This window comes from Pseudarthrobacter oxydans (assembly GCF_034258515.1).
GTDB lineage: Bacteria > Actinomycetota > Actinomycetes > Actinomycetales > Micrococcaceae > Arthrobacter.
This window is the reverse complement of the sequence record NZ_CP139438.1, coordinates 2,262,775-2,288,246: the sequence shown is the minus strand read 5'-3', so window position 1 is coordinate 2,288,246 and position 25,472 is coordinate 2,262,775. Positions and strand designations below refer to the sequence as shown.

The 25,472-nt window shown below is 64.7% G+C and carries 24 protein-coding genes; 13 read left to right on the top strand and 11 right to left on the bottom strand.

The window, feature by feature from the left end; all coding sequences use genetic code 11:
* Positions 1-38: 38 nt before the first annotated feature.
* The 4 genes from SMD14_RS10355 to SMD14_RS10340 all read right to left on the bottom strand — a co-directional run bounded on the left by SMD14_RS10355 (position 39) and on the right by SMD14_RS10340 (position 4,372).
* Positions 39-1,709, bottom strand: a complete 1,671-nt coding sequence (locus SMD14_RS10355) for a ubiquinol-cytochrome c reductase cytochrome b subunit (RefSeq protein WP_321213578.1) — start codon at positions 1,707-1,709, stop codon at positions 39-41.
* Positions 1,687-2,760, bottom strand: a complete 1,074-nt coding sequence (locus SMD14_RS10350; RefSeq protein WP_157242294.1) for a ubiquinol-cytochrome c reductase iron-sulfur subunit — start codon at positions 2,758-2,760, stop codon at positions 1,687-1,689. Before SMD14_RS10350 ends, SMD14_RS10355 begins: the two co-directional genes overlap by 23 nt.
* A gap of 98 nt (positions 2,761-2,858) precedes the next feature.
* Positions 2,859-3,647 (bottom strand): c-type cytochrome, encoded by a 789-nt coding sequence (locus SMD14_RS10345; RefSeq protein ID WP_321213577.1) that lies wholly within the window; start codon positions 3,645-3,647, stop codon positions 2,859-2,861.
* 86 nt (positions 3,648-3,733) lie between these two features.
* Positions 3,734-4,372, bottom strand: a complete 639-nt coding sequence (locus SMD14_RS10340) for a heme-copper oxidase subunit III (protein ID WP_321213576.1) — start codon at positions 4,370-4,372, stop codon at positions 3,734-3,736.
* Between the two features lie 148 nt (positions 4,373-4,520).
* On the opposite strand from SMD14_RS10340, the gene trpD reads away from it, so the two are divergent.
* Positions 4,521-5,576, top strand: coding sequence for an anthranilate phosphoribosyltransferase (gene trpD, locus SMD14_RS10335; RefSeq protein WP_321213575.1), 1,056 nt, complete (start codon positions 4,521-4,523; stop codon positions 5,574-5,576).
* 21 nt (positions 5,577-5,597) lie between these two features.
* On the opposite strand, the gene SMD14_RS10330 is transcribed toward trpD, so the two are convergent.
* Together SMD14_RS10330 and SMD14_RS10325 are read right to left on the bottom strand one after the other, a co-directional pair.
* Positions 5,598-5,879, bottom strand: coding sequence for an Lrp/AsnC ligand binding domain-containing protein (locus tag SMD14_RS10330; protein WP_321213574.1), 282 nt, complete (start codon positions 5,877-5,879; stop codon positions 5,598-5,600).
* Between the two features lie 108 nt (positions 5,880-5,987).
* Positions 5,988-6,389 carry a DUF3054 domain-containing protein gene (locus SMD14_RS10325; RefSeq protein WP_321213573.1) on the bottom strand — a complete coding sequence of 134 codons (402 nt, stop codon included), beginning with the start codon at positions 6,387-6,389 and terminating at the stop codon, positions 5,988-5,990.
* 72 nt (positions 6,390-6,461) lie between these two features.
* Between SMD14_RS10325 and SMD14_RS10320 the strand changes: the two genes are divergently transcribed.
* The 7 genes from SMD14_RS10320 (at position 6,462) to SMD14_RS10290 (ending at position 14,757) form a co-directional block, all read left to right on the top strand.
* The gene (locus tag SMD14_RS10320) at positions 6,462-6,935 is read left to right on the top strand and encodes a VOC family protein (RefSeq protein WP_321213572.1); all 474 of its coding nucleotides are present in this window, start codon (positions 6,462-6,464) and stop codon (positions 6,933-6,935) included.
* A 362-nt stretch (positions 6,936-7,297) separates the two neighbouring features.
* On the top strand, positions 7,298-8,089 hold the full coding sequence (locus SMD14_RS10315) for a BTAD domain-containing putative transcriptional regulator (protein ID WP_157243190.1): 792 nt from the start codon (positions 7,298-7,300) through the stop codon (positions 8,087-8,089).
* A 575-nt stretch (positions 8,090-8,664) separates the two neighbouring features.
* Complete coding sequence (locus SMD14_RS10310; RefSeq protein WP_321213571.1) at positions 8,665-10,248, top strand: alpha/beta fold hydrolase; 1,584 nt, start codon at positions 8,665-8,667, stop codon at positions 10,246-10,248.
* Between the two features lie 126 nt (positions 10,249-10,374).
* The gene (locus tag SMD14_RS10305; protein ID WP_321213570.1) at positions 10,375-10,812 is read left to right on the top strand and encodes a hypothetical protein; all 438 of its coding nucleotides are present in this window, start codon (positions 10,375-10,377) and stop codon (positions 10,810-10,812) included.
* An 882-nt stretch (positions 10,813-11,694) separates the two neighbouring features.
* A complete protein-coding gene (locus SMD14_RS10300; protein WP_157242299.1) occupies positions 11,695-12,906 on the top strand; it encodes a type III polyketide synthase in 1,212 nt (403 codons plus the stop codon).
* A 50-nt stretch (positions 12,907-12,956) separates the two neighbouring features.
* Complete coding sequence (locus SMD14_RS10295) at positions 12,957-13,607, top strand: class I SAM-dependent methyltransferase (RefSeq protein WP_321216253.1); 651 nt, start codon at positions 12,957-12,959, stop codon at positions 13,605-13,607.
* A 1-nt stretch (position 13,608) separates the two neighbouring features.
* On the top strand, positions 13,609-14,757 hold the full coding sequence (locus SMD14_RS10290) for an NAD(P)/FAD-dependent oxidoreductase (protein WP_321213569.1): 1,149 nt from the start codon (positions 13,609-13,611) through the stop codon (positions 14,755-14,757).
* 35 nt (positions 14,758-14,792) lie between these two features.
* On the opposite strand, the gene SMD14_RS10285 is transcribed toward SMD14_RS10290, so the two are convergent.
* Positions 14,793-15,206, bottom strand: coding sequence for a nuclear transport factor 2 family protein (locus SMD14_RS10285; RefSeq protein WP_321213568.1), 414 nt, complete (start codon positions 15,204-15,206; stop codon positions 14,793-14,795).
* Between the two features lie 58 nt (positions 15,207-15,264).
* Between SMD14_RS10285 and SMD14_RS10280 the strand changes: the two genes are divergently transcribed.
* The 5 genes from SMD14_RS10280 (at position 15,265) to SMD14_RS10260 (ending at position 19,050) form a co-directional block, all read left to right on the top strand.
* Positions 15,265-15,945: a peptide deformylase gene (locus SMD14_RS10280; RefSeq protein ID WP_321213567.1), complete on the top strand. Its 681-nt coding sequence runs from the start codon at positions 15,265-15,267 to the stop codon at positions 15,943-15,945.
* A gap of 46 nt (positions 15,946-15,991) precedes the next feature.
* A complete protein-coding gene (locus SMD14_RS10275) occupies positions 15,992-16,873 on the top strand; it encodes a putative RNA methyltransferase (protein ID WP_321213566.1) in 882 nt (293 codons plus the stop codon).
* Positions 16,874-16,998: 125 nt separating this feature from the next.
* The gene (locus tag SMD14_RS10270; RefSeq protein WP_157242303.1) at positions 16,999-17,463 is read left to right on the top strand and encodes an NfeD family protein; all 465 of its coding nucleotides are present in this window, start codon (positions 16,999-17,001) and stop codon (positions 17,461-17,463) included.
* A gap of 33 nt (positions 17,464-17,496) precedes the next feature.
* Positions 17,497-18,438: an SPFH domain-containing protein gene (locus tag SMD14_RS10265; protein WP_157242304.1), complete on the top strand. Its 942-nt coding sequence runs from the start codon at positions 17,497-17,499 to the stop codon at positions 18,436-18,438.
* A 264-nt stretch (positions 18,439-18,702) separates the two neighbouring features.
* On the top strand, positions 18,703-19,050 hold the full coding sequence (locus SMD14_RS10260; protein ID WP_013600997.1) for an RNA polymerase-binding protein RbpA: 348 nt from the start codon (positions 18,703-18,705) through the stop codon (positions 19,048-19,050).
* Between the two features lie 103 nt (positions 19,051-19,153).
* Here SMD14_RS10260 and SMD14_RS10255 read toward each other — a convergent pair whose 3' ends face one another.
* The 4 genes from SMD14_RS10255 to tatC form a co-directional block, all read right to left on the bottom strand.
* Positions 19,154-19,900 carry a polyprenol monophosphomannose synthase gene (locus SMD14_RS10255; protein ID WP_321213565.1) on the bottom strand — a complete coding sequence of 249 codons (747 nt, stop codon included), beginning with the start codon at positions 19,898-19,900 and terminating at the stop codon, positions 19,154-19,156.
* Positions 19,901-19,994: 94 nt separating this feature from the next.
* Positions 19,995-21,650 carry an amidohydrolase family protein gene (locus SMD14_RS10250; protein ID WP_321213564.1) on the bottom strand — a complete coding sequence of 552 codons (1,656 nt, stop codon included), beginning with the start codon at positions 21,648-21,650 and terminating at the stop codon, positions 19,995-19,997.
* Positions 21,651-21,703: 53 nt separating this feature from the next.
* Entirely contained in the window at positions 21,704-24,637 is a 2,934-nt protein-coding gene (locus SMD14_RS10245; RefSeq protein WP_321213563.1) for a DEAD/DEAH box helicase, read from the bottom strand.
* Between the two features lie 19 nt (positions 24,638-24,656).
* A complete protein-coding gene (tatC, locus tag SMD14_RS10240) occupies positions 24,657-25,451 on the bottom strand; it encodes a twin-arginine translocase subunit TatC (protein ID WP_157242307.1) in 795 nt (264 codons plus the stop codon).
* Positions 25,452-25,472: the final 21 nt, after the last annotated feature.

Here is a 25,472-nt window from a genome sequence, read left to right as displayed (position 1 = left end):
CCATGTGGACCGGGCCTTCCTGTTTGCCTTTGTAAGCCTTAGTGGGACAGGCTCTTTGCTTCCTCGGGTGCTTCCACTGCGGCATGGCCGTGGCCGTGCGCAGCTTCAAGTTCAGCCGGAGTTGCAGGTGCAACCCGGTCCTCGAAGAACCACTTGGAGAGCAACGCGCGGCGCTTTTCCTTGCGGGTTACAACGCCGTGTTCATTCGGCACGGCAGGAAGAACCTCAGGCGATTCGAAGCCCACCAGCTTGTAGCGCTTGTACTCGTCCAGGGGAGCGTGAACCTCGATGAACTCACCATGCGGGAGGCGGACAATGCGGCCCGTCTCGCGTCCGTGCAGGGCGATCTCGCGGTCCTTGCGCTGGAGGGCCAGCGCCACGCGCTTCGTGACGACGAAGGCGATAATCGGCCCGACGAAGAACAGGGCGCGCAGCCAGTACGTCACATCGTTCAGGGAGACATGGAAGTGGGTTGCGATGAGGTCGGACCCGGCAGCCGCCCACATGACGCAGTACCAGACGAAGCCGGCCATACCGATAGCCGTACGGGTGGGGGCGTTCCGGGGACGGTCCAGGACGTGGTGTTCACGTTCGTCCTTGGTAACCCAGCGTTCGATCCACGGGTACATGAACATGATGGTGAACAGGATGCCTGCCGGGACCAGGGCCGGCAGCAGGACATTCAGCGTGAGGGTGTAGCCGAAGATGACGTATTCGAAGTGGAAGTCGCCAATCACACCCGGCATCAGGCGCAGGGCGCCGTCAACGAAACCGATGTACCAGTCGGGCTGGGTACCGGCGGATACGGGGGAGGGATCGTAGGGGCCGTAGTTCCAGATCGGGTTGATCGTGAAGAAGCCTGCCATCAGGGCCAGGACGCCGAACACGATGAAGAAGAATCCACCGGCCTTGGCTGCATAGACAGGACCCAGAGGGTAGCCGACGACGTTGTTGTCGTTCCGGCCGGGGCCGGGGTACTGGGTGTGCTTGTGGACGACCACCATGAAGAGGTGCAGGACGATCATCAGCAGGATGAGTGCCGGCACCAGCAGGATATGCAGCATGTAGAGGCGCCCGATGATGGCGGTGCCCGGGAATTCTCCCCCGAAGAGGAAGAACGAGATGTAGGTGCCGATGACCGGGATGGACTTGATCACGCCGTCGATGATGCGCAGGCCGTTTCCGGAGAGCAGGTCATCAGGCAGCGAGTAGCCGGTGAAGCCGGCGGCCATTGCCAGGATGAGCAGGACGCTGCCCACAACCCAGTTCATTTCGCGGGGCTTGCGGAAGGCGCCGGTGAAGAAGACCCTCAGCATGTGCACCGCGATGGAGGCTACGAACAGCAGGGCCGCCCAGTGGTGGACCTGGCGCATAAACAGGCCGCCACGGATGTCAAACGAGATGTCGAGCGACGAGCTGTACGCCACGGACATCTCCACGCCCTTCAGCGGGACGTATGAACCCTCATAGTGCGTCTCGGCCATGGACGGATCAAAAAAGAATGTCAGGAACGTGCCCGAGAGCAGGAGGATGACAAACGAGTAGAGGGCCACTTCGCCGAACATGAAGGACCAGTGGTCCGGGAAGACCTTGCGGCCGAACTCGCGGAGGATTCCGGAACCGCCAACACGTGCATCGACGAAGTCGGTAATCCGGCCCGTCTTGGTTTTGGCGACGAAAGCCGGCTCAGCTGGTGATGCTGCGCTCATGCATATCACGCTCCCAGTAACTTGGTCCTACGGGTTCTTTGAAGTCGCTGGTGGCGACCAAGTAGCCCTCGTCGTCAACTGCGATGGGCAGCTGGGGGAGGGGCCGGCTGGCGGGGCCGAAGATCACCTTGCACTCTTGGGTGAGGTCGAAGGTGGACTGGTGGCACGGGCACAGCAGGTGGTGCGTCTGCTGCTCGTACAGGGCAACAGGGCAACCGACGTGGGTGCAGATCTTGGAGTAGGCAACAATGCCGTTGTAGCCCCAGTCCTCGCGGCCCTCGGAGGGGTTCAGCGATGCCGGGTCCAGCCGCATGAGCAGCACAACGGCCTTGGCCTTTTCGTTGAGCTTGCCCTCGTGGAGGTCGTTCAGCCCTTCCGGAATAACGTGGAAGGCCGAGCCGATGGTGACGTCGGAGGCCTTGATCGGTGTTCCGTCAGGGTCACGGGCAAGCCGCTTGAGCTTGCCTTCCTGGGGTGCCCACATGGTGTGGGCCAGTTTGTCGTCCGGGCGCGGTCCGAGGTCACCGAAGATAGCGACTGCCGGAAGCGGCGCGAGTGCAACGGCACCCAGGAGGGTGTTACGGATCAGCGGACGGCGCTTGATGCCCGTCTCTTCGACGATGTCATCGACGATGCGGACAGCCGCCTGCCGGTCCTCCTCGTAGCGGATCGCGTGGCGCTCCTCGGAAACTTCGTGGTCCGGCATGAGGGCCTTGGCCCAGTGCACAATGCCGGTACCGATCCCGAGCATGGCGAACGCCGTGCCAAGGCCGAGCAGCATGTTCTGGAGCCGGATGGTGCCGATGCTCGATTCTTCGCCTCCCAGGTCAATGGCGAAGTACGCCACCAGGAAGATCAGGGTGCCAACAACAGAGATGCCAAATAGTAAGGCGACCTGCCGTTCTGCCCGCTTTGCGGCCTTCGGGTCCGTGTCAGCCAGGCGCAAACGGTGCGGAGGGATTCCAGGATCCTGGAATTTCTCCACCTCATTCTGACCAGCCGTAGCTACGGTGCCCGAGTGGTTCGGACTGCCGTCACTATGGTTGCCCATAATTCGCCTCATCCTTCTCTCGTCCCGGCGGGTGCCGGGTTAGTTTCTAATATCAAGCTGCTGACGGATCAGCAGAAGTGTGTGGTGGTTCCCAGGGGTCAGGACGTCCGGGAAGTCAGCCAGATAGTGAAGGCGATAATGACGCCGAGGCCGGCAACCCAAACAAACAGGCCTTCTGCCACCGGGCCCAGGGATCCGAGGTCTGCTCCGCCCGGCGAGCCGGTGGTTTCGATCTGCTTGAGGAAGGTGATGATGTCCCGCTTGCCTTCGGGGGTGATGTTCGAATCACTGAACACAGGCATGTTCTGGGGGCCGGTGGCCATGGCTTCGTAGATGTGCTTGCCGGATACGTCTGCCAGCGCGGGTGCGAACTTGCCGCGGGTCAGCGCGCCGCCGGCGGCTGCTGCGTTGTGGCACATGGCGCAGTTGGTGCGGAACAGCTCGCCGCCTTCTGCTGCGTCGCCGCCTTCGTCGAGCAGGCCTTCTTCAGGGACCGCCGGGCCGGCACCCAGGGAAGCAACATAGGCTGAAAGCTGCCGGGTCTGCTCATCGTTGAACTGCACGGGCTTCTTCATGGCCTGGGGGCCGTTCATCTGCATCGGCATGCGGCCGGTGCCCACCTGGAAGTCAACGGCTGCTGCACCAACGCCAACCAGCGAAGGACCAGCTTGGCTTCCGCTGGCACCCATCCCGTGGCAGGTAGCGCAGTTCGCTGCAAACAGCTTGCCGCCTTCTTCCACGTCATTGGCGCTGTAGGAAGTGCTGGAGGCCTTGGCCTCGTTGACTGTGGTAGCCGCGGCGTATACCCCACCCGTGATGAGGAGCCCCATCAGGAGCAGCGCTAGTGCTGCTAGTGGGTGACGCCGCTTTTGTGAGAGTGCCTTCACGTGGTGGTTCCTTTATTCGATCCTGCGCCGGCTCCGGGAGCCGCTACCTGAAATTCTGCCTCTTGTAGAAAAAGAATCAAAGCTGGCTACTTGAGTACGTAGATGACCAGGAAGAGGCCGATCCACACGACGTCCACGAAGTGCCAGTAGTACGAGGTGACAATCGCTGAGGTCGCTTCAAAATGCCCGAACTTCTTCGCAGCGAAGGACCGGCCCATGATGAGCAGGAAGGCGATGAGGCCGCCAATGACGTGGAGGCCGTGGAAGCCGGTGGTCATATAGAAGGCGGAGCCGTAGGCGTTGGAGGACAGCGAGACGTGCTCAGAGACCAGCATGGCGTATTCCGTGGTCTGTCCGGCAACGAAGAATGCGCCCATGAGGAACGTCAGGGTGAACCATTCGTTCATTCCCCAGCGGGCGAACTGGAAAGCGCCCCCGGTCCGGCGCGGCTGGAGCCGTTCGGCCGCGAAGACGCCCATCTGGCAAGTGAAGGAACTTGCCACGAGGACGATGGTGTTGACGAGCGCAAAGGGGAAGTTGAGCTTGGCTGTCTCATCGGTCCACATCTGCGCACTCGTGGAGCGCAGCGTGAAGTACATGGCGAAGAGACCGGCGAAGAACATCAACTCGCTGGACAGCCACACAACGGTTCCAACGGAAACCATGTTCGGGCGGTTCAGCGTGGGGTGCGCCGGGGTACTGGGGGCATGGGTCGCAGATGTCACATAGACATTATGTCTGTAAAACTCCGTGCTGCCCAACGCAAACCGCCTTTTCGGGGGACTTTTTCTACAAAGACGCGAAATCGCCCGGAAAAGTTCCTGGAGGGGTTCACATTGGTCACGCCCCGGCAACGCTCGATAGCATCAGGAGGTGACTTCACAGGTTTCCGCACCGTCCGGCAATTCTTGGCCCCGCCTGATCTCCGCCTTGATCGGCGGTGCTGACCTGACAGCGGACAATACCTCCTGGGCGATGGACACCATCATGTCGGGGGAGGCCACGCCCGCCCAGATTGCCGGATTCCTGGTGGCCCTCAGCTCCAAAGGCGAAACAGTTGAGGAGCTTTCGGGCTTGGTGGCGGCCATGCTTGCCCATGCCAGGCCTGTGAGCATCTCCGGCGAGAAGCTTGACATCGTGGGCACCGGCGGAGACCAGTTGAACACGGTGAATATCTCCACGATGGCAGCCCTTGTCGCGGCGGGGGCCGGTGCCAAGGTGGTCAAGCATGGCAACCGGGCCGCGTCGTCGTCGTCCGGCTCTGCAGACGTACTCGAAGCCTTGGGCGTGCGGCTCGACCTGACCATCGAGGAGGTGGCGCGCAACGCCGAAGAGGCCGGAATCACGTTCTGCTTTGCGCAGGTGTTCCACCCCTCATTCCGCCACACCGCCGTTCCCCGGCGCGAGCTGGCTATTCCCACCGCTTTCAACTTCCTCGGCCCCCTCACCAACCCTGCCAACGTGCAGGCCTCAGCGGTCGGCGTCGCAAACGCCAGGATGGCGCCGCTGGTAGCCGGCGTGCTGGCGCAGCGGGGGAGCAGGGGCCTGGTATTCCGCGGCAACGACGGCCTGGACGAACTCACCACCACGGGTCCGTCCACAGTGTGGGAGATCCGTGATGGCCGGGTGACAGAGCTGACTTTCTCTCCGGAGGACTTGGGCATCCGCCTTGCCACCGTGGAACAGCTGCGGGGTGGAAACGCAGAGGTAAACGCAGCCGTTGTCCGCGAGGTCCTCGCCGGCAAGGCAGGCCCGGCCAGGGACGCCGTCCTGGTCAATGCAGCGGCCGGTCTGGTGGCCTTCGACGAATCGGCCGAGGGCACCTTCCTTGACCGGATGCGGAAGGCTTTTGCCCGCGCTGCCGAATCCATTGATACCGGGGCCGCCGCAGCCGTCCTTGGGAAGTGGGTCTCGCTCACCGCCCGGTGAGCAAGGTCAGTTCCCTACTGGCTACTGCTCAAAGCCCAGCGAGAACGCCGCGTCCAGGTCGTGCTGCGAATATGCGCGGAAGGCAATGTGGGTTGTGGTGTGGACCACGGCAGGGACCTTGGAAAGCCTGTCCGCGATGACGTCCGCCAGATCCTCGTGCCGGTGGACCCGGGCCACGGCAATGAGGTCCCATTCTCCGGTTACGGAATAAACCTCGCTGATCCCCTCGATCGAGGAGATTTCCTCGGCAGTTTCAGGGATGCGGGCAGCGTCGGTCTTGATCAGGACAAATGCAGTGATCACGTTGAACCCTTCCGGATCTGTTGCGCCGTAGCAGTGCCCGGCAAGCTTCTGCTGCCAGCCTATTACATTGGCAGTTGCGCGCGGCCGGACCGTCGTGTCCCGTCCTGTTCAGGTACGCCGGCGGCGCCTGAACCCCGCCAGCAGCACGCGGTAGCCAAGCAGCAGGACCCCCAGGCTGACCAAAGCCACTATGACAAACGGGAGCGCCACGGCCTGGCCGGTCAGGGCGCGCAGCACCATCCCTCCCGCCACGCTGCCGAGCCAAACGGCGAGGCCGGTGCGCCGTACCGAGAGGGGTTGCCGCCATGCCCTCGCAATGATCCAGCCCAGCGCAGCACCCGCCAGGAACGGCCAGGCGGTCAGGAACACACCGGTCACCACATCGCCGCGCTGGTGGGCGTCACGTCCGACGGCGGCGAACACCAGAATCATGACGGCGTCGGTCGCCGCGGCTGCCAGAGTCAGGCGGAAGGCGTGCGGTTTTGCGGTCTTCATGTTGCGGGAAGTCATGGATCCGAGCTTAACGCCGGCCGTTGTGTGCCGTGGACCGCGGCATTAGGCTCAAGCCGGAAGGGAGCCACCATGCCACGAAAGATCGGGACCTGCCTCTGGTTCGAAAACCAGGCGGAAGAAGCGGCACAGTTCTACACTTCGGTTTTCGACGATTCAAGAATCCTCAATGTTTCGCGGTTCGGTGAGGGCGGACCGGGCGCGGCAGGCGAAGCAATCGCCGTCGACTTTGAACTCGAAGGACGGGGGTTCACTGCCCTGAATGGTGCCCGGGGATCCACCTTCACTGAGGCTGTTTCGTTCGTGGTGGACTGCGAGGACCAGTCCGCGGTGGACCGGTACTGGGCAGCCCTGACCGACGGCGGCTCAGAAAGCCAGTGCGGTTGGCTAAAGGACCGCTTCGGTTTGTCCTGGCAGGTCATACCCTCAATCCTGCCGTCCTTGATCGCGGGACCCGACCCCCACGGATCTCAGCGGGCCATGCAGGCCATGCTGGGGATGCGCAAGCTGGACATCGCCGAACTGCAGAAAGCCTATGACGGGTGACCTTGCCGGGAAATCCGAAGTAATCTCCGGTCGGCCTGCGCTGCCGAAGTATCCGCTGCCGGAGGCCCTGTGAACAAGCCACTGTGGATCTGTTGCCTCGTTGGCGGTGCTGTTGGAATTACCCTTGGGCTCGCGGTTTTTGACAGTCCGTTGCTTGGTTTTGCACTGGGACTTGGGATCGGGGCCGTGGTTGGCGCCGGGATCGGGTCCAGGCGCTAGATTCCGTCCGCGTTGCCTCCGCTTCGGAGAGGGACCTCTCCCTTAGGAAGTATGGGGATGGCCCCATTGACAGGACCGACCGTCCTGAGGATGCTCATTCGTACCATCCATCACACGTTTTGCTGAACCGAAATCAGGTTCCCATGGGCGCCGACGGCTATGGAGAATTGAAACTGGAACTGCTCGGGTCCTGGCGTCTCTGCCGGGACGGCGTGGTTGTGCACGTTGCGACGCGTCAGCAGCGGCTGATCGCGGCGCTGGCCATCAAGGGTCCGCTTCTCCGTAACTACCTCGTCGGCTTGTTATGGCCCGAGTATCCGGATTCCAAGGCGTTGGAGAGCCTGCGCGTCAGTGTGCATCTGATTTCCCGCCAAGTGCCCGGGCTGATCGTCAACGAGGGCCGGATGCTGTACCTCAGCGACGACGTGGATGTTGACCTAAGGCGGGTCCGGCTTCAGGCCAGGGCCCTGGGCGGTGCAGGGCTGCAGGCCGACCCTGCATCCCTGCTGGACGGACTACATGACGCGCAGCTGCTTCCCGGCTGGTACGAGGACTGGATGATGGTTGAACAGAGCCGGTTGCAGCAGGACCGCTTACGGGCTTACGTAGCTATCGCTTCGCATGCACTTGCCGTGGGGGACACCGGTACGGCAGAGGCAGCCGCCGAGGCGGCGGTGGAGATCGAGCCGCTCTATGAGACTGCCGTCAGTCTCCTTATCCAGGCTGAATTGCAGCACGGCAATCCCGCCGCCGCGCTCAGGGCTTACGAACGCTACCGGAAGCAGCTTGGGGAAGACATGGGTCTACTGCCTTCGGAATCGGTCAGCGGGCTTCTCACGGGGCCCCTTGAGCGCCGGCCAGGTTTGGGGACGGAGCGGTCAGTTCCGCCCGGTCACCCCTGGCTGAGCGGCCAGCCAGCGCTTGACCACGCTTAGGACCTCCGCGGGGTCGGCTGTGGCCACGGTGCTTTGAGTGCTGCTGGGAGTCTGTCCGTAGGTTATCCTCGCGCGGAACCCCTGTGGGTGGCCGGGCTCCTGCCAGGTTCGAATGACCATGAAGCCGGCGGAGGGGGGCTCCTGCTCTGGTCCCTGGTCGCCCGCGGGCTCGGACCAATGGTGGTCTTGCATCACCGCGGTCACCTCTCCCGTCCTGGCTCAATGATTGTGGGAAGGTCCAGGCTTCTGCCGCGCCGATCCCTTGGCCGCCAGAGGTGCCCTCCATTGAATGGAGGCCTTCCTCTTGGTTCCTTTGATCTTGGTGGAGGAAAATCAGGAGTTGGCTCGCGTTTCCGAAATATTGACGCAAGATTAGTCCTGCCCGGCGGGGCTCCCGCCCCCGTACACCGCTGAGCCGTTAACCCCCACGGCACCGGCACCGGGACCCGCGGGGCGCGGCGGAGGAACCGGCAGCAGTAACGCTGCGGTAACGCCGCGGATGGTCCAATCGGCCAAGACCCGTACGCTGCAAGGCGCACGGCAGAGTCCTGATCTGTTGCCTAAGGAGGGACAGTATGGGGTTCCCTGGCGACGACGGCCGGCTGCCCGTGATCTACGTCCGGGGTTTCGCCGGAACAGGCACCGCCGTCAATACCGCCGTCGATGACCCGTTCTACGGCTTCAGTCAGGGCTCTGTGCACGTCAGGGCTGACAGCAATGGCCGGGCGAAGTTCCACCAGTTCGAGTCTCCGATGCTGCGGCTGGTGAGCGACCATAAGTACGAGGTCCCTGTTCACGGTGACCAATGGGCCTTTCTGAACAGCGCGGACGCCGGCTCGGTGAACCCGGCGTCGGTGTGGATCCACCGCTTCTACGACGTGTCAGCAGATACCTTTGGCGCGGACCCGGAAAACTTCTCCTTCGAGGATGCGGCACGCGACCTGTTCAAGCTGATCAAGCTTGTGCTGGAGAAGACCGGCGCGCCCAAGGTCTTCCTGGTGGCTCATTCCATGGGCGGGCTGATCTGCCGCTCGCTTCTGCAACGGGTCATCCCGGAAAGCCTCGCCGGGCAGGACGGAAATTTGGACCCCGCCGCGGGAGCCGGATTTGTTGCCCGGGTTTTTACCTACGCAACGCCGCACGGTGGAATCCGTTTCGCCATCGGTTTTGGCCTGCTGGAGAAGATTCGCGACGCCACGGGGCTCCAGGGGGCGGATATCTTTGGCCCTGACCGGATGTACGAGTACCTCACCCCTCCTGCCCTCAGGAGGACGCTGACGCGCGACCAATTCATCGCAACCGAGATGCCCGAGGAGGGCTTCCCGGTTGACGAATTGTTCTGCCTCGTCGGGTCCAATCCGGAGGACTACGATGTGGCCCTGGGCCTGTCCTCCAAGGCGGTGGGAGCCCGCAGTGACGGGCTGGTCCAGATCGACAACGCTGCGGTCCGGGGCGCGCCGCTGGCCGTAGTGCACCGCAGCCACAGCGGGCGGTACGGAATCGTCAACTCGGAGGAGGGCTACCAGAACCTCCAGCGCTTCCTCTTCGGCGATCTTAAGGTCGAAGTGGAGCTGGTCGGCTTCACGGTCGGCAGGGACGCACCTGCCGACGTCGAATTCCAGCTTGACGTCGCGCTGGCCATCAGGGGACTGCCGGTTATGGTCCACGAGCAGAGTGCGTCCCACTTCTGTCCGGTACAGATTGAGCACTGGCGGGAAGGGGACCCCATCGATTCTCCGGTTCCGCTGCTGACGACTTTCCTTTCCTCCAAGGCGCCACGGCCGCGTGTCGGCGGCAGGGTGGTACCCCGGCTTCGTCATGCGCTCCGGCTCCGGCTGATGTCCATCAGGGAGAAGGAGGGACACTTCTTCTTTGACGACCACCTGGAGCAGACCGAGGACTGGCAGGACACCCTGGTGGTTGACATCGAACCTCCCGCAAAAGACCGGCCGCTGCCGAGGGCATGGGCTGCCTGGAACAGCGTGATCCCGACGGCCCTTCGGGACTGGGAGCCGGGGGAGAGGGACCAGTTGAAGGACATAGACCCTACCGTTCACCGCTGGAGCGGACGCATAGACGTCCCGGAGGCCTCCCGGGACCTGCTGGGACGGCATGCAGGGATCAACCTCACCGTGACCCCGAGAACCCTTTCATTCTGAGACCGACCGCTTCAGCCGCAGGGGAGTGGTGCAGTTCCGAACGCACTGGTGCCTGCCGTCCGCGAGAGCGGGATGCCAGAATTGTGCCAGAAGCAGGTAGGGGGCTTTCGTGGACAGGAGGTGACGGTGGGCGGTTACACCTTCGTCGTGGTCAACGGGGCTGAGTGGCGGTTCGACCGCGAAGGCGTCTTCGGAGCACTGCGGCGCGACCACATCGGACAGCCTCTCGAGCGCCGCGGTAGACGGCTGGCGCGAGTCGGCTACTCGGACGCCTGGGATGTCGGGCTCAGCGATGACCGCACCGCGTTCGTGATCAGCGCTCCGCCCGCGCCGATGATCGAATTGGTGGCCTGGGTGCGGGCCTTCGTGCCGGCGGACGTGGACCTGCTGCTTTTCGAAGACCAGCTTGCCTTCGATCCAGTTTTGCTGCCTCCTGGCATCACGCCTGAGCAGGTGCGGAGCCGGTTCTTCCCCGATGCCTGGAAGGTGGAACAGTTGGGTGCGCGGGGGCCTCCGGTGCTGGCCGAACGTCTGGGGTCGACGAAGCCGCCCAAAGTTCCATGAATCCGAACGTGAAGCAGCGCGTGATTCTCCCCACGGCAGCTGCAGAACGCGCCGTCGCTATTAGAAATACGTACCGAAAATGGACGCCACGTAAGCAAGGAGCAGGACGTATCCCAGTGCGAAGGCAGTTTGGTAGGGCCATCGGGTGCGGCGAAGTTCCGGTTCACCTACTGAGTGCTGAGCGGCCGTCCCGGGGCGGAACGCCCGAATTGAAGGCAGCTGGATTCGGAAGATGCTCACAGCGAAAACTTGGAGGATTGCGGCCGCGTAGGCCAGGAAAGGCTGGCCGAGGAAACCGGTGACGGCAGGAAGCAGGAGTTCCACTCCGATGGATACTACGTTCCCTGCCAACTGGAGCCGTTCGAAGAAGTGATCCGCTCGGGATCCTTCCTTGATGGGGAATCGATAGCGTCCGGCTACGCAGACTGCCACTGAAGCAAGGACTATGGCCAGTAGTATCAGAAACCGTTCCACTTGGGTCACCTCCACTTGGCCGTCGGGGCAGCGCGATCATGGATACGGGGACCGCAGAGCACTCCAATGAGGTCCCCGCGCACTCGCAGCCACGTCCCCAGGGAGAAGCCTCGCAGATCACCCGTCACGAGACCGACCTTAGTTGTTCGCGGACCCACCGTGCTGCAACCGAGGTCAGGCGCGTCAGGATCCCAGAGGAGTCAGACGCGCACCTGCGTAGCCGGCCATGGGGACACCCGCGGCGGCGTGTTTGCTACTACTTGACATAATGTAGATTATCGGCGTTCTGTTAAGGTCCTGGAAGAGTGGGTCCACCAGGCCGGGCGCATCCGCCCGGATCGGACAACTCCGCAGGTCACCGGGCCGCCCACCGTTGCCTTATTCCCAGGGCTCGCTAAGAATGAACCAATGACGGTCTACGTGCGTTCACTTGAAACTGCAGTTCCGAAAACGATGCTGATCCAGTCGGAAGCCCGGGATGTTTTTGCGGCCCAGCCTGGCCTGTCCAGGCTTGGTTCCCGGCTGGTGAACACGTGCTTCGATTCAGCGGCCATTGACACCCGCTTTACCGCCGTCGAGGAACTGACCAACGAGTTCCGCTCGGACGATCCGCAATTCTACGACCCGGCCACCGGCCTCCTCCTGAACCCCGGCACCAAAGCCCGGAATGAGATCTTCGGCCGGGAAGCCACCAAGCTCTTCGTCGAAGCCGCCCGCTCCGCCGTCAGCGCCTGCCCGGAACTCAATTTACTTGACATAACTCACCTGGTGACAGTCTCCTGCACGGGATTCTTCAATCCGGGGCCCGACTACAAAATCGTGCGGGAGCTCGGCCTGGATCCAGCGGTCCAGCGCTACCACCTCGGCTTCATGGGCTGCTATGCGGCCTTTCCCGCGCTGCGCGCAGCAAAGCTGTTCTGCGAAGCCGACCCCAACGCCGTTGTCCTGGTGGTCTGCGCGGAACTGTGCTCGCTGCACGTGCGTACTTCCAACGATCCGGACACCATCATGGGGTCAGCACTCTTCGCCGATGGTGCGGCAGCCGCCGTCGTCACTGCCCGGCAAGGCGCCGAAGACCATGCGCTGATGCAGCTGGACCATTTTGAAACAGTCCTCACCCCCGTCGGCGAGGACTCCATGGCCTGGAACATTGGCGACCACGGATTCGAAATGGTCCTGGGCAACTACGTCCCGCACATCATCGACGACCACATCGTCGGGGCACTGGCGCCCCTCCTGGCGCGGGAACCGGAACTGGCAGCACTCCCCTACTCCTCCATCCGCCACTGGGCCATCCACCCGGGCGGCCGCAGCATCCTCGACAAAGTCGAGTCCAGGCTCGGCCTCACGCAGGAACAGCTGGTTCCGGCCCGCGAGGTCCTCCGCAATTACGGCAACATGAGCAGCGCTACCGTCCTGTTCGTCATCAAGCACATCCTGGAACAGGACCCGGAGCCGGGTGACGAACGGATCTGCTCCATGGCCTTCGGCCCCGGCCTCACTGTGGAAACGGCGGTCTTCACGAAACTGCGGCAAGCGCCGCGCACCACCCGGCCGGCGCACAACTCTCCAGAGGAACAGGTGCAGGAGGGGCTGCCGGTGGAAGCGCCAGTGGCCTGATCCCCGTGGATCTCCTGCTGCGGCGGCGCGCCGCCTGGGCGGTGGAAATCATGGACCTGCCCGACTGCGACCCGCAGGCCCTGGACAACACGTACCGCCAGTTCGCTGTCATCAACCGGATGCTCTCCGGATGGCGCCGGCTGTACGTGCGCGAGCTGCGTCCTTTCCTGGCCGGCAGCTCCCGGCCCGTGACGCTCCTGGACATTGGCTCAGGCGGAGGGGATCTCCCAACCCTGCTGTGGCGCTGGGCCGCGCGCGACCACCTCGCCCTGCACATCACGGGCATCGATCCCGATCCCCGGGCCGCCGCCTTCGCTAAGCGGCGCCCCGAAGTCCCGGGACTCACTTTCCGGCAGGCCCACAGCGCCGATCTGGTGAGCGAGGGCAGGCAGTACGACTTCGTGATTTCCAACCATGTCCTGCACCACCTTGCTGAGGCACAACTCCAGGAACTGCTGGCGCATTCGCAAGTTCTGGCCGAAAAGGCCGTGCTGCACAACGATCTCCGCCGCAGCCCGGTTGCCTATGCCCTTTTCAGTGCCGCCGCCCTGCCCTTCCGGCATTCATTCATCCGCGCGGACGGGCTCACGTCCATCCGGCGCAGCTATTCGCGCCGGGAACTGGCGGCCGTCGCTCCCCCCGGCTGGGTGGTCAGGCCGAGCAGCGCCTTCCACCAGGTCCTCGCTTTTTCGAGGGACTGACGTGGAAACAGACGTGGTCATCGTCGGCGGCGGCCCGGTGGGCCTCTACCTGGCGGCTTCCCTGCTCCAGGAGGGCGTCTCCGTACGGCTCCTCGAGCAGCGGACGGAACGCAATATCCACACCCGCGCCATCGGGATCCATCCTCCCGCCCTAGAGGCGCTGGACGGCGTCCACCTGGCCGATGCCATGGTGCGGGAGGGCGTGCCGATCCGTGCGGGCATGGCCCTCAGCGGCGGGAGGACCGTGGGCACCATGTCCTTCGCAGGCGTTTCGGAGGACTTTCCGTTCGTACTGGCCCTCCCCCAGTACCGGACGGAACAACTCCTCGAGGAACGCGTCAATGCCCTCGACAGCCGGGCCATCGTCAGGGGCGTGCGCGTCACAGGAGTGAACGACGACGGCGCTTCGGCCGCCGTCGTCGTCGAACCTTCCAGCGACGCAACGGCAGGGGGCGGCAGCTTTGAAGCCTCAATTGTGGTCGCCGCCGACGGCGCAAGGTCACGGCTGCGCGATGCCGTCCGCATGCCCGTCCGCACCAAGGCCTATCCGGACCACTACCTGATGGGCGACTTCGCCGACTCCGGACGCCATGGGCAGATGGCTGTCCTCTTCCTCGAGCCGGAGGGGATCGTAGAATCCTTCCCGCTCCCGGGCGGGCTGCGGCGGTGGGTGGTACGGCTCGGCCAGCCCGCGGAAGGAGCCGACGCCGGCCGGCTGGCACGCCTGGTCCTGCGGCGGACGGGAATCCTCCCTGACGTGCGGACCAACACCATGCTGAGCGCCTTCAGCGTCCGCTCCACAATGGCCCGGCGCATCGTGGCCGGGCGCGTAGTGCTGGTGGGCGACGCCGCCCACGAAATCAGCCCGATCGGCGGCCAGGGCATGAACCTTGGCTGGCTGGACGCCCAGGCCCTGGCTCCCGTGGTTCGGGAGGCTGTGGCGGGAAGGCCTGTGGCCGGGCGGCTGAAGGCATTCGACGCCGGGCGGCGACGCGCCGCTGTGATCGCGCGGCGCCAGTCCGAAGTGAACATGCTGCTGGGACGCCCGCTGCCCGCGCCGCTCCTTAGGCTTCGCAACCTTGCCATCGGCGGCGCCGCTTCAATCCCGGCAATGAACCTGTGGACGGCCCGGCGCTTCACCATGCAGTAGGGCGGGGAACGCTCGGACATGGCGCCCGGCGGGAGTCAGCGGAAGTAGCAGTCGTAGCTGTCCTGGCTCACGATTTTTCCGTCAGCAACCTCAAAAACCGACGACGTCCGGGCCCGGATGGTCTCCCCCCGGTCCCAGTAGCGGAGGTCCATCCGGACCGTCGCTGACCAGTCTGCCTCCACGGCCACCCTTCCGCCTTCACAGGTGGTGCGCCTGATGTGGAACTTCTGGTCCGAGACCACCTCGGAGCTCTGGTCCGCGCCGGCAAGGACCGAAGCGAGCGTGCGCGTGGAGCCTTCCGGAGCCAGGAGGTGCGGTGCTTCCACCAGCACGAAGGTGTCCGCCAGGAAAGGCCTGATCTCAGCGGCCCCTCCGCCTGCTTCCAGTACCCGGATGAATCCGAGGACCCGATCCAACGGGGAGATGCTCAGGGAAGGGTCTTCAGCCATGGAAACGACACTAACCCACTGCGGCCGGGAGGATGACGGAGGCCAGTAGGCTTTCCCCATGAACCCCATCCCGCCGGAGACCACCGCCAGCGATGAACAGATCCGGGAAACCGTGGAGCGGATCCTTTCGGCCGGAACGCTCCCGCCCATCGTGCAGGCCGGCCACCCCGCACTTCGACAGCGCGCCGCCGCCCTTGACGGTCAACTCTCCTCCGACCAGCTGGAGCGCCTCATCGCCCTCATGCGGCAGGTTATGCACGAGGCCCCCGGAGTGGGACTGGCGGCGCCGCAGCTCGGCATCCCCCTCCAAATCGCGGTCGTCGAGGACCAGTTCGACGTCGATCCGGAGGCCGCTGCGCTGCGCAAGCGACGTCCATTGGAGTTCCTGGCACTCCTGAACCCCCGGTACACGCCGCTGGGAACGGAGTATGCCTCCTTTTACGAGGGCTGCCTCTCCCTGAACGGGCTCCAGGCAGTGGTGACCCGACCCGAGAACGTCCTGCTGGACTTCCAGGCACCCGATGGCTCACCGGTGCAGCGGGAGTTCGCAGGCTGGCAGGCCCGGATCGTGCAGCACGAAACCGACCACCTGAACGGTGTCCTGTACGTGGACCGGGCCCAGCTGCGGTCGCTCAGCAGCAACGCGGAGTACGCCGCGCACTGGGCGGAACCGGGGATCAGCAAGGCCCGGGCAGGGCTCGGGTTCGATACCGGCCCGGTCAGCGTCGCCGGCTCCTAGCCGGACCCATCCGGGGCGCCGGGCGGGCCGCCCTAAGATGGTGGCTATGCCCGCTCCCAAGCTTCCCCTGCTGTGCCCTGTGTGCTTCCAGCCGCTGGAGCCGGCGGGACCGCATCCCTCCGGCCACGGCCGCCTTCTTTGCGGATCTTCCCACAGCTTCGACGCCGCCAGGCAGGGGTACTTCAACCTGCTGGTGGGAAAAGGCACCGCGTTCGAAGCGGACACCGCCGAGATGGTGGAGGCCCGCTTCAACTTCCTGGGGAAGGGGCACTACCTGCCGCTGGCAGAGGCGGTGGCAGCCGCCGTCGTTCCCGCCCTGCCCCGGGACCGAGCCGTCGTGCTGGACTCAGGAACCGGCACGGGACACTACCTGCGCGTTCTGCTTGATGCGGCGGCGGCCAACGGCCGGGAGGTGGCCGCCCTTGGCCTCGACATCTCGAAATTCGCCCTGCGGCGCGCCGCGCGGCTCAACCCGGAGGCGGTAAACCTCGCCTGGGACGTATGGCAGCCGTTGCCGGTGAAGGACAACTCGGTTGACGCGGTCACGGTTATTTTCGCGCCCCGGAACGCCCCGGAGTTCGCACGCGTGCTGCGGCCAGCGGGCCTGCTGGCCGTGGTGACACCCCGGCCCGGTCATCTCGCCTCCATTGCGGAGCCGGCCGGCATGCTCGGCATCGAAGAAGGCAAGGAGAACCGTTTGGCCGGGGCAATGGAGCCGCACTTCACGATCGAACGCGCCCGGGACATCGACTTCCCCCTTGCGCTAACCCGCCAGGAGGCAGCAGACCTTGCGTTCATGGGTCCGGCGGGGCATCACAGCGACCGCACCGCCATCGCCGCCCGGCTGGAGGGCCAGCCGGAGCCCGTCCTGGCCGAAGCGCGGTTCCGCCTCACAGTCTTCCGCCCCGCGACGGCCCGCACGCAGTAACGACTTGGCCACTATCCCCGCCAACTTACGGCGGCCCGCCCATAGGAAGGCTGCCAGCATTAGGATGGAAGAACAGTTGCTGGAGGGTCCGCGGTAGCGGCTCCCCGTAGCGAAGGGGGAGCATGTTGTTTGAATGGTTGGGCGAAAACTGGTGGGCACTGTGGCTCACCGCTTTCCTCGCCTTTGCAGTGATCGAGATGATCACCCTTGACCTGTTTTTCATCATGCTCGGCGGAGGAACCCTCGCCGCCCTGGTGGCTGATTTCGCCGGCGCTGACCTCTGGCTGCAGATTGTGGTTTTCTGCGTCGTCTCCCTGCTCATGATCGCCTTTGTCCGGCCGGTGGCCCTGTCCCACTTGAAGAAGGGTCCGTCCGAGCAGCGCACCAACGTTGACCGTCTGATCGGTGAACAGGCCGTGGTCATGGAACCCGTCTCCTCAGACGGCGGCCTGGTCAAAATCGGCGGCGATATCTGGAGCGCCCGCTCAGCGGCAGGAGTCCTTCCCGCCGGCCAAAAAGTTGTGGTGGCCGCCATAGACGGAGCCACCGCCGTGGTTTCGGCAGCATCCGAACCCGACACCAAGTCCTGATACAGCCTGATCAATTGGGGAAGAAGGAAATGTATGGATAACGCAGGAGGAGCCGCACTCGCCATTGTGCTGGTGGTCCTGATCGTGTTTGTGATTATTGTCCTGGTCCGGGCGGTCCGGATCATTCCACAGGCACGGGCTGGTGTTGTTGAAAGGCTGGGCAAATACCAGCGGACGCTCAATCCGGGACTGACCATCCTTATTCCCTTCGTTGACCGGCTCCTGCCGCTGCTGGACCTGCGCGAGCAGGTGGTCTCCTTCCCGCCGCAGCCTGTCATCACCGAGGACAACCTGGTGGTCTCCATCGACACCGTGGTGTATTTCCAGGTCACGGACCCGCGCGCCGCCACGTACGAGATCGCCAACTACATCCAGGCCGTGGAGCAGCTGACCACCACCACGCTGCGCAACGTGGTGGGCGGGCTAAACCTCGAGGAGGCGCTCACGTCCCGGGACCAGATCAACGGACAGCTGCGCGGCGTCCTGGACGAGGCCACGGGCCGCTGGGGCATCCGGGTTTCCCGCGTGGAACTGAAGGCAATCGATCCGCCCCACTCCATCCAGGACTCGATGGAGAAGCAGATGCGCGCCGAGCGCGACCGGCGCGCGGCCATCCTGACGGCCGAAGGAACCAAGCAGTCAGCGATTCTCACCGCTGAGGGCCAGCGGCAGGCCTCCATCCTGAAAGCGGAAGGTGATGCGAAGGCGGCCATCCTCCGTGCCGACGGCGAAGCCCAGGCCATCCAGAAGGTCTTCGACGCGATCCACAAGGGCAATCCGGACCAGAAGCTGCTGGCCTACCAGTACCTGCAGACACTGCCCAAGCTGGCGGAGGGCTCCTCCAACAAGCTGTGGATCATTCCCAGTGAAGTCGGCGAAGCACTCAAGGGAATCGGCAACGCCCTGGGCGGGACCACCCCGGAATCCGCCGGCGGCCTGTTCGACGAAGTCGGGGCCAAACCGTCGGAGCCTTAGGGCGCCACGGCCGGAGGACCGGCTGACGGTCCTTGCCGGTTTCGAGGAGGGGTCCGTGCTGAACGGACCCCTCTTTTGGCTGTTCCGGCCTGTCGCCGGTATAATTGTGTATTTGTCCGGCTGGAGCAGATCCGCTGGAACAACAAAGCTTCGCGATGCGTTGAATCTAGAGATGCAGCACAGAGCACACAGTAGTCCGATGGTACGTGTTTACCGTCGGCCGGCGCGGTGTTGTACACCGCGAATCGACCAGAGGGAGAAATCATGAGCGATCGCAGCCTGCGGGGCATGCGCCTTGGTGCACAGAGCATGGAGACCGAGTCCGGAGTAGAGCCGGCTCCGCGCCAGCGTGTCGAGTACCGGTGCGAGGACGGCGAGCAGGTCTTCGTCACCTTCTCCTCAGAGGCGGAAATCCCCCCGGTGTGGGTTTCCAAAACCGGCAAGGAAGCGCTCCTGGTTGATGGCGAACGGCCCGACACCAGCAACGACAAAGCTGTCCGTACCCACTGGGACATGCTCCTGGAACGCCGCTCGCTGCCCGAGCTTGAGCAGATCCTCGAAGACCGGCTGACCATCCTGCGCGAACGCCGCGGAGAACGGCGCTCCGCCTAAGGAATCCAGCCCAGGGCTTGAACCAAAGGGGCTGTCCCTGCACTTTGTGCAGGGACAGCCCCTTCCTTGTTTAATTCGGCTTCTATGCGCTGTGCTGCAGCGGTTACGGCTGCCGCGCCGGTGTCTTCTTGCCGGTCAGGGCGTGCCAGCGGGCCTGCAGGCCCCACTTGGTGACGTTGACCATGGCTTCGAGCACGATGTTGCCGCTCATCTTGGAGGCGCCGAGTTCCCGCTCAACAAAAGTGATGGGCCGTTCCTCGATCCGGAGCCCCATGCGGGCCACCCGGAACGCGAGGTCCACCTGGAAGCCGTAGCCAACCGAGTCCACCTGGTCCAGGTTGAGCTTTTCCAGCGTGGTCCTGCGGAACGCGCGGTAGCCGCCCGTGACGTCCTTGATCTTCAGACCCAGCATGAGGCGGGCATAGGTGCTGCCCACCCTGGAAATGGCCTGGCGGTAGAGGGGCCAGTTGACGACGCTGCCGCCGGGAACCCACCGGGAGCCCATGGCAAGGTCGGCGCCCTGTTCAACGGCTTCCAGCAGCTGGGGAAGCTGCTCGGGCTGGTGGGAACCGTCAGCGTCCATTTCAACCAGGACGTCATATCCGGCGTCCAGACCCCACCGGAAGCCGGCAATGTACGCGGCGCCCAAGCCTTCCTTGCCCTTGCGGTGCAGGACGTGCACCTGGGAATCCTCGGCAGCGAAACGGTCCGCGAGCTGGCCGGTGCCGTCAGGGCTGTTGTCATCCACCACCAACACGTCCGACGCCGGGACCGCCGCGCGAAGCCGCTGGAGGGTCTTGGGCAGCGATTCCAGCTCGTTGTAGGTGGGAATGATCGTGAGGACGCGCACAGAGGGCCTTTCCTGGGGGAAACGGTCAGAGCGCCCGGCCGCAATCGGGGTCGCAGCAGGCGCAACTACCAATTATAGGGTGGCGGCAGCCGGGTCAGGACCGGAGCGCTGGACTTGCGAAAATTTCGATGCCGTTCCTGACCGTTTGCAGGCACACCGGATCAGTGCCGGTGTCCAGGGCAGGCAGCAGCGGTGTCCGCGCCCTCGGGTCGGTGCTCCAGGACTGGACGCGGCCGTCCGCCACCTGGACCATCAGTTCCTCGACCTCCCAGACGGCGAAACTGGCAGGAGCTCCGGGCACGAGCTGTCCCGCCATGGGGTCGGAATATCTGGCGGCGCGCCAGCCTGCCCGGGTGTGGCCCAGGAAGGCTGCGCGGGCCGAAATCCGCTCATCCTGGTTGTGGTGCTCCAGGCAGGCGCGGACACTGGACCAGGGCCGCAGGGGCGTCACTGGGCTGTCGCTGCCGAAGCACACCGGAACCCCGGCCGCGAAGAGCCTGGCAAAGGGGTTCATTGACCGGCTCCGCTCCCCCAGCCTTTGTTCGTACAGCCCTCCGGGGCCGCCCCAGGCAGCGTCGAACGCCGGCTGGGCGCTGACTGTAACCGCGTACCGGGCCAGGGTTGCGACGGCGGCGGCGTCCACCATCTCCACATGTTCAAGGCGGTGGCCTGCGGCACGCACCCGCTGCTCACCCACTTCACGTGCTGCCAGCTCGAGGGCGGCCAGCGCGGTGTCCAGCCCGGCGTCCCCAATAACATGGAATCCGCCTTGGACTCCGGCAAGCGAGCATGCAGCAAGGTGCGCTGCAGCTTCATCAACAGTCAGATACAGGCTCCCATGCTCGCCCGGCGCGTCCTCGTACGCGGACCTCAGGGCGGCCGTCCGCGATCCGATGGAGCCGTCGATGTTGAGGTCGCCGGCCAGCCCCCGCACGCCGAAGCCAAACTGGTCCAGGAGGCTGCGGGCATGTTCTTCGGAGGCCGCCAGTTCCCCCCAGTAGGGAAGGACTTCAGGGACTCCGGCGCTTTCAGGGCCGCCGTTGTTCCATGCGGCGGCAAGCCGCAGGTCCTCTGCGCCGCCGATGTGCGGTGCGCCCATTTCCGCGACCGCTACGTAGCCATTAGCCGCCGCTTCGGACAATGCACGGCCCTGGTGGCGCCGCAGCTCGTCGTGCGGCAGCCGGCGGGTAGCCTGGCGGGCGGCCGTGTGCGCTGCCCGCCGGACCCTCGCCCCGCCGTCGAACCCGTCCAGCTCCCGGACGCCCGCCGCGTGGGCCAGGGACCCGGACACCAGCGCGGAGTGAACGTCCACCCGGGAAAGGTACACGTGGCGCCCGGCGGACGCCCGTTCCAGTTCCTCAGCGGTGGGCAGGGTGTCATCGGCCCAGGTGGTCTCGTCCCAGCCGTGGCCCAGCACAGGTCCTTCGCCGGGGACACCGGCTACGGCGTCCAGCAGTTCCTTGGCTGAACGGATTCCGCCCAGCTGCAGTGAGTCCAGCGCGATGCCGGTCTCAGTCAGGTGGATATGCGAGTCCACAAAGCCCGGCGCCACGAGGGCGCCCCGGAGATCGATGATCTCCATTGAACTGTCAGCGATGGATGAGGCTGCCTGTTCGGATCCCACCCAGGCAACCGTGCCGCCGTCAACCACCATGGCCGTGGCAAAAGGGTCTGCCGCGGTGTAGACGGACCCGTTCCGGTAGAGGACAGTCTTAGCGCGGGCAGCGGGCAGCGGTTCAGGCTGTGACATGCGGGGCAGTGCTCCTGGGTTGGTGTGGGCCGGCGGGCGGCCGGCGAAGCTTGTCAGAGTACGGACGAATAAGCCACGACGCCGCGGCGGATCAGCGAGATGGCTTCGGCGCAGAGCCTGGCAAGGCGGGGTTCCAGGCCGGGAATCTTGGCGAGCTGGTCCAAGAGGTCGACAACCTGCTTCACCCACCGGACAAAGTCACCGGCTGCCAGGTCCGTGCCGCTCAGGACGTCCTGCAGGTGGCGGCCACGGGCCCACTTGTAGATCGGCCAGACGAGCCCCAGTTCGGGTTCGCCGGTCAGCGGAAGCTTGTTCTCCTCTTCCACGTCCTCCAAGGCAGACCACTCGCGGACGACGATATCCACCGACGTCTCAAGGGAAATACTGGGCATCCGCGGCCGGAGCCCCCGGTCCTCCCTTTTCGCCTGGTACACCAGCACACTGGCCAGTGCTGCAACTTCCACGGCATCCAGGTCGTCAAACGCGCCCAGCCGCAGGGACTGTGAAATGAGGAGGTCCTTCTCCCCGTAAATCCGCCGCAGCCGCTGGCCATCGGGACTGATGCCCAGCCGGCCGTCGGCAGCCGGCTCCAGATACCCGTACGCGGTCAGGACGTCGCACACACGGTCAAAGGTCTTGGCGATCGTGTTGGTCCGGCCCTGGATCTGGCGCACCAGCCCGTCGGTTTCCCGCCGCAGCTTCCACCAGCGTTCGGACCAGCGGGCGTGGTCCTCCCGTTCGCTGCAGCCGTGGCACGGGTGGGCCCGGAGGACGCGGCGGAGGTCGGCGATGCGCTTTTCCTGGTTGGGCAGGGCCGTGGCAAGGCCGAAATCGTGGTTGCGGGTGTTGCCCGGGGCGGGCGGCCGGTTCTCCCGCAACGCGTTCCGGGCCGAGGACGCGAGATCACGGCGGGATTTGGGCACCTTGGCATTGAAGGACTTGGGAATGCGGATGCGCGTCACCGGCGCGATGGGGCCTTCCAGGTCATCGGTTCCGATTCTCCGCAACTGGTTGTCCAGCGTCAGGACCGCAGGCCGCGGCTCGCGGCTGCTGTGGTCCGAACTGAGCACAATGGCCGGGCCGGGCGCCCTGCCCCCGGGCACCTCCACCACGTCCCCCGGCAACAGGCGGGCCAGGGAATCGTCGCTGAGTGATTTCCGGGCGCGGGACTTGGTACGCGAACCGGCGTTTTCGGCGTCGGAGAGTTCCCTCCGCAGCCGCGCGTACTCGGTAAAGTCGCCCAAATGGCAGGTCATCGACTTGGCATACCCGGCCAGCGATTCCTCCCGGCTGCGCACCTGCCTGGCAAGCCCCACCACCGAACGGTCAGCCTGGAACTGGGCAAAGGAGGACTCAAGGATTTCGCGGGCCCGGGCCCGGCCGAACTGGGCCAGGAGGTTGATGCTCATGTTGTACGTGGGCCGGAAGCTCGAGTTCAAGGGGTAGGTGCGCCGGGACGCCAGGCCGGCGACCGCCGTCGGGTCCGTACCGGGCTGCCACAGCACCACTGCATGGCCTTCGACGTCGATGCCGCGGCGGCCCGCACGGCCGGTCAGCTGCGTATACTCACCGGCGGTGATGTCCACATGGGCTTCACCGTTGAACTTGTCCAACTTTTCCAGCACCACGGAGCGGGCAGGCATGTTGACGCCCAAGGCCAGGGTTTCCGTGGCGAAAACCGCTTTGACCAGGCCGTCGGCGAAGAGTTTCTCCACCACTTCCTTGAAAGTGGGCAGCATGCCGGCATGGTGGGCGGCGAAGCCCCGGATCAGTCCGTCACGCCAGGTCCAGAAGCCCAGGATATCGAGGTCGTCCGGCGGGATATCCTGGCCGGCTTCGTCAACGCGCTGGGCGATGATCCGCTGTTCCTTCTCCGTGGTGAGCCACAGCCCGGAGCCGACGCACTGTGCCACGGCAGCGTCACAGCCGGCCCTTGAGAAAATGAAGGTAATGGCAGGGAGCAGGTCCATGCGGTCCAGGCTTGCAATGACCTGGGGGCGGCTGGCGGGACGAACGCCACGTTCGTCGCCGCCCCGGCCGGGACGGTCGTTGCCGCGCCGCCCGCGCTGGCCGCGTCCGCCGGGTCCCCCTTGGCGGCTGCGGAAACTCTGCTGGATTTCGCTGCGCGCTACCTTGAGGAGGTCGGGATTGACGTCGACGCCGCGGCCCTTTGCGCTGTCCTTCGACGAAACCGGCTGCGTCTCCCCCCCGTCCACCGGCGGCGCAATTTCGTCGAAGCTGGTTTCTCCGGCGAACAAGTCCATGATCTGGCGGCCAACCATCACGTGCTGCCAGAGAGGTACCGGCCGGTGCTCGGAGACGATGATGTCAGTATCACCGCGGACGGTGTCCAGCCAGGCTCCGAACTCCTCGGCGTTCGAGACGGTGGCGCTGAGTGAAACCACCTGCACCTCGCTGGGGAGATGGATGATCACTTCCTCCCAGACGGCACCCCGGAACCTGTCGGCCAGGTAATGCACCTCGTCCATCACCACATAGCCGAGGTCGTCCAATGTTGCCGAATCCGCGTACAGCATGTTCCGCAGGACTTCCGTGGTCATGACGACGACGGGGGCGTCACCGTTGATGCTGGTGTCGCCGGTGAGGAGGCCAACATTCCGGGCGCCGTATTTTTCAGAAAGTTCGGTGAACTTCTGGTTGCTCAAAGCCTTGATGGGAGTTGTGTAAAACGCCTTCAGGCCCCGCTGAAGCGCCAGGTAGATGGCGAATTCACCGACGATGGTCTTGCCGGCGCCTGTGGGGGCCGCCACCAGCACTCCCCTGCCCTCCTGGAGGGAGCGGCATGACTGCCGCTGGAAGTCGTCCAGTTCGAAGTCCAGGGTACGGACGAAGGCTCCGAGGTATGTCGCCGCTTCGGCCCTGCGCTCGGCGCTGGCACGGTACCGCTCGGCAGGAGAGAGCTCTTCAGTGTCGGTGGGCCCGGCAGGGAACGGTCCAATGGAAGAAGGCCCGGTGTTGGAGGACATACCCCAAGCCTAACGGGGCTCAGAGGTTCTTGAGCTCACTGCCGGGGGTGGCGATGTCCGCTGTGGCCTCGGTTTCAGCTGCCCGTTTGGCTGTCCTGCGTTCGCGGCGCTTGTCGTTCATCAGGCAGATGCCGATCGCGGCAAAGAAAAGCACCAGCAGTGGGCCGGCCAGCATGAACATCGAGATGGCATCTGCTCCGGGAGCAGCAATGGCAGCGAGGACGAACACGAGGAACACTGTGATGCGCCAGGCCTTGAGGATGGTACTGCCGGAGATGATGCCCGCCATGTTGATGCCCACCAGCACCACGGGAACCAGGAAAGCCACGCCCAGGACCAGCACCATGCGGGTCACGAACTCGATGTATGTGCGGGCATCGATGACGCTGGAGGACCCTTCCGGGGTGAACTGCGTTAGCGCGTGGACCACCTGCGGCACAACAAGCCAGCCGGCCCAGATACCGGCCAGGAACAACGGGACTGCCGCCGCCATGTACCCCAGCGTGTACCGGCGTTCCTTGGAAGTCAGGCCGGGCGTGATAAACGCCCAGAGCTGGTAGATCCAGATGGGGCTGGAAATGACCACGCCGATGAGGAGTGACATTTGCAGCTTGAAATCGAACGGAGATGCAATGCTTCCGAAGTTTATGGCCGAGAGCCCGCCGGTCTGCTCGGAGATGCGGTTGACCGGCTCGGCCAGAGCCTTCAGCAACGGATCGTAAAGTATCCAGCCCCCGATGCCGCCAATGACGACGCCGATCGCCGACTTGATCAGCCGGTTCTTGAGCTCTTTGAGGTGGTCCCAAAGAGCCATCCGCCCCTCGGGGTTGGCTTT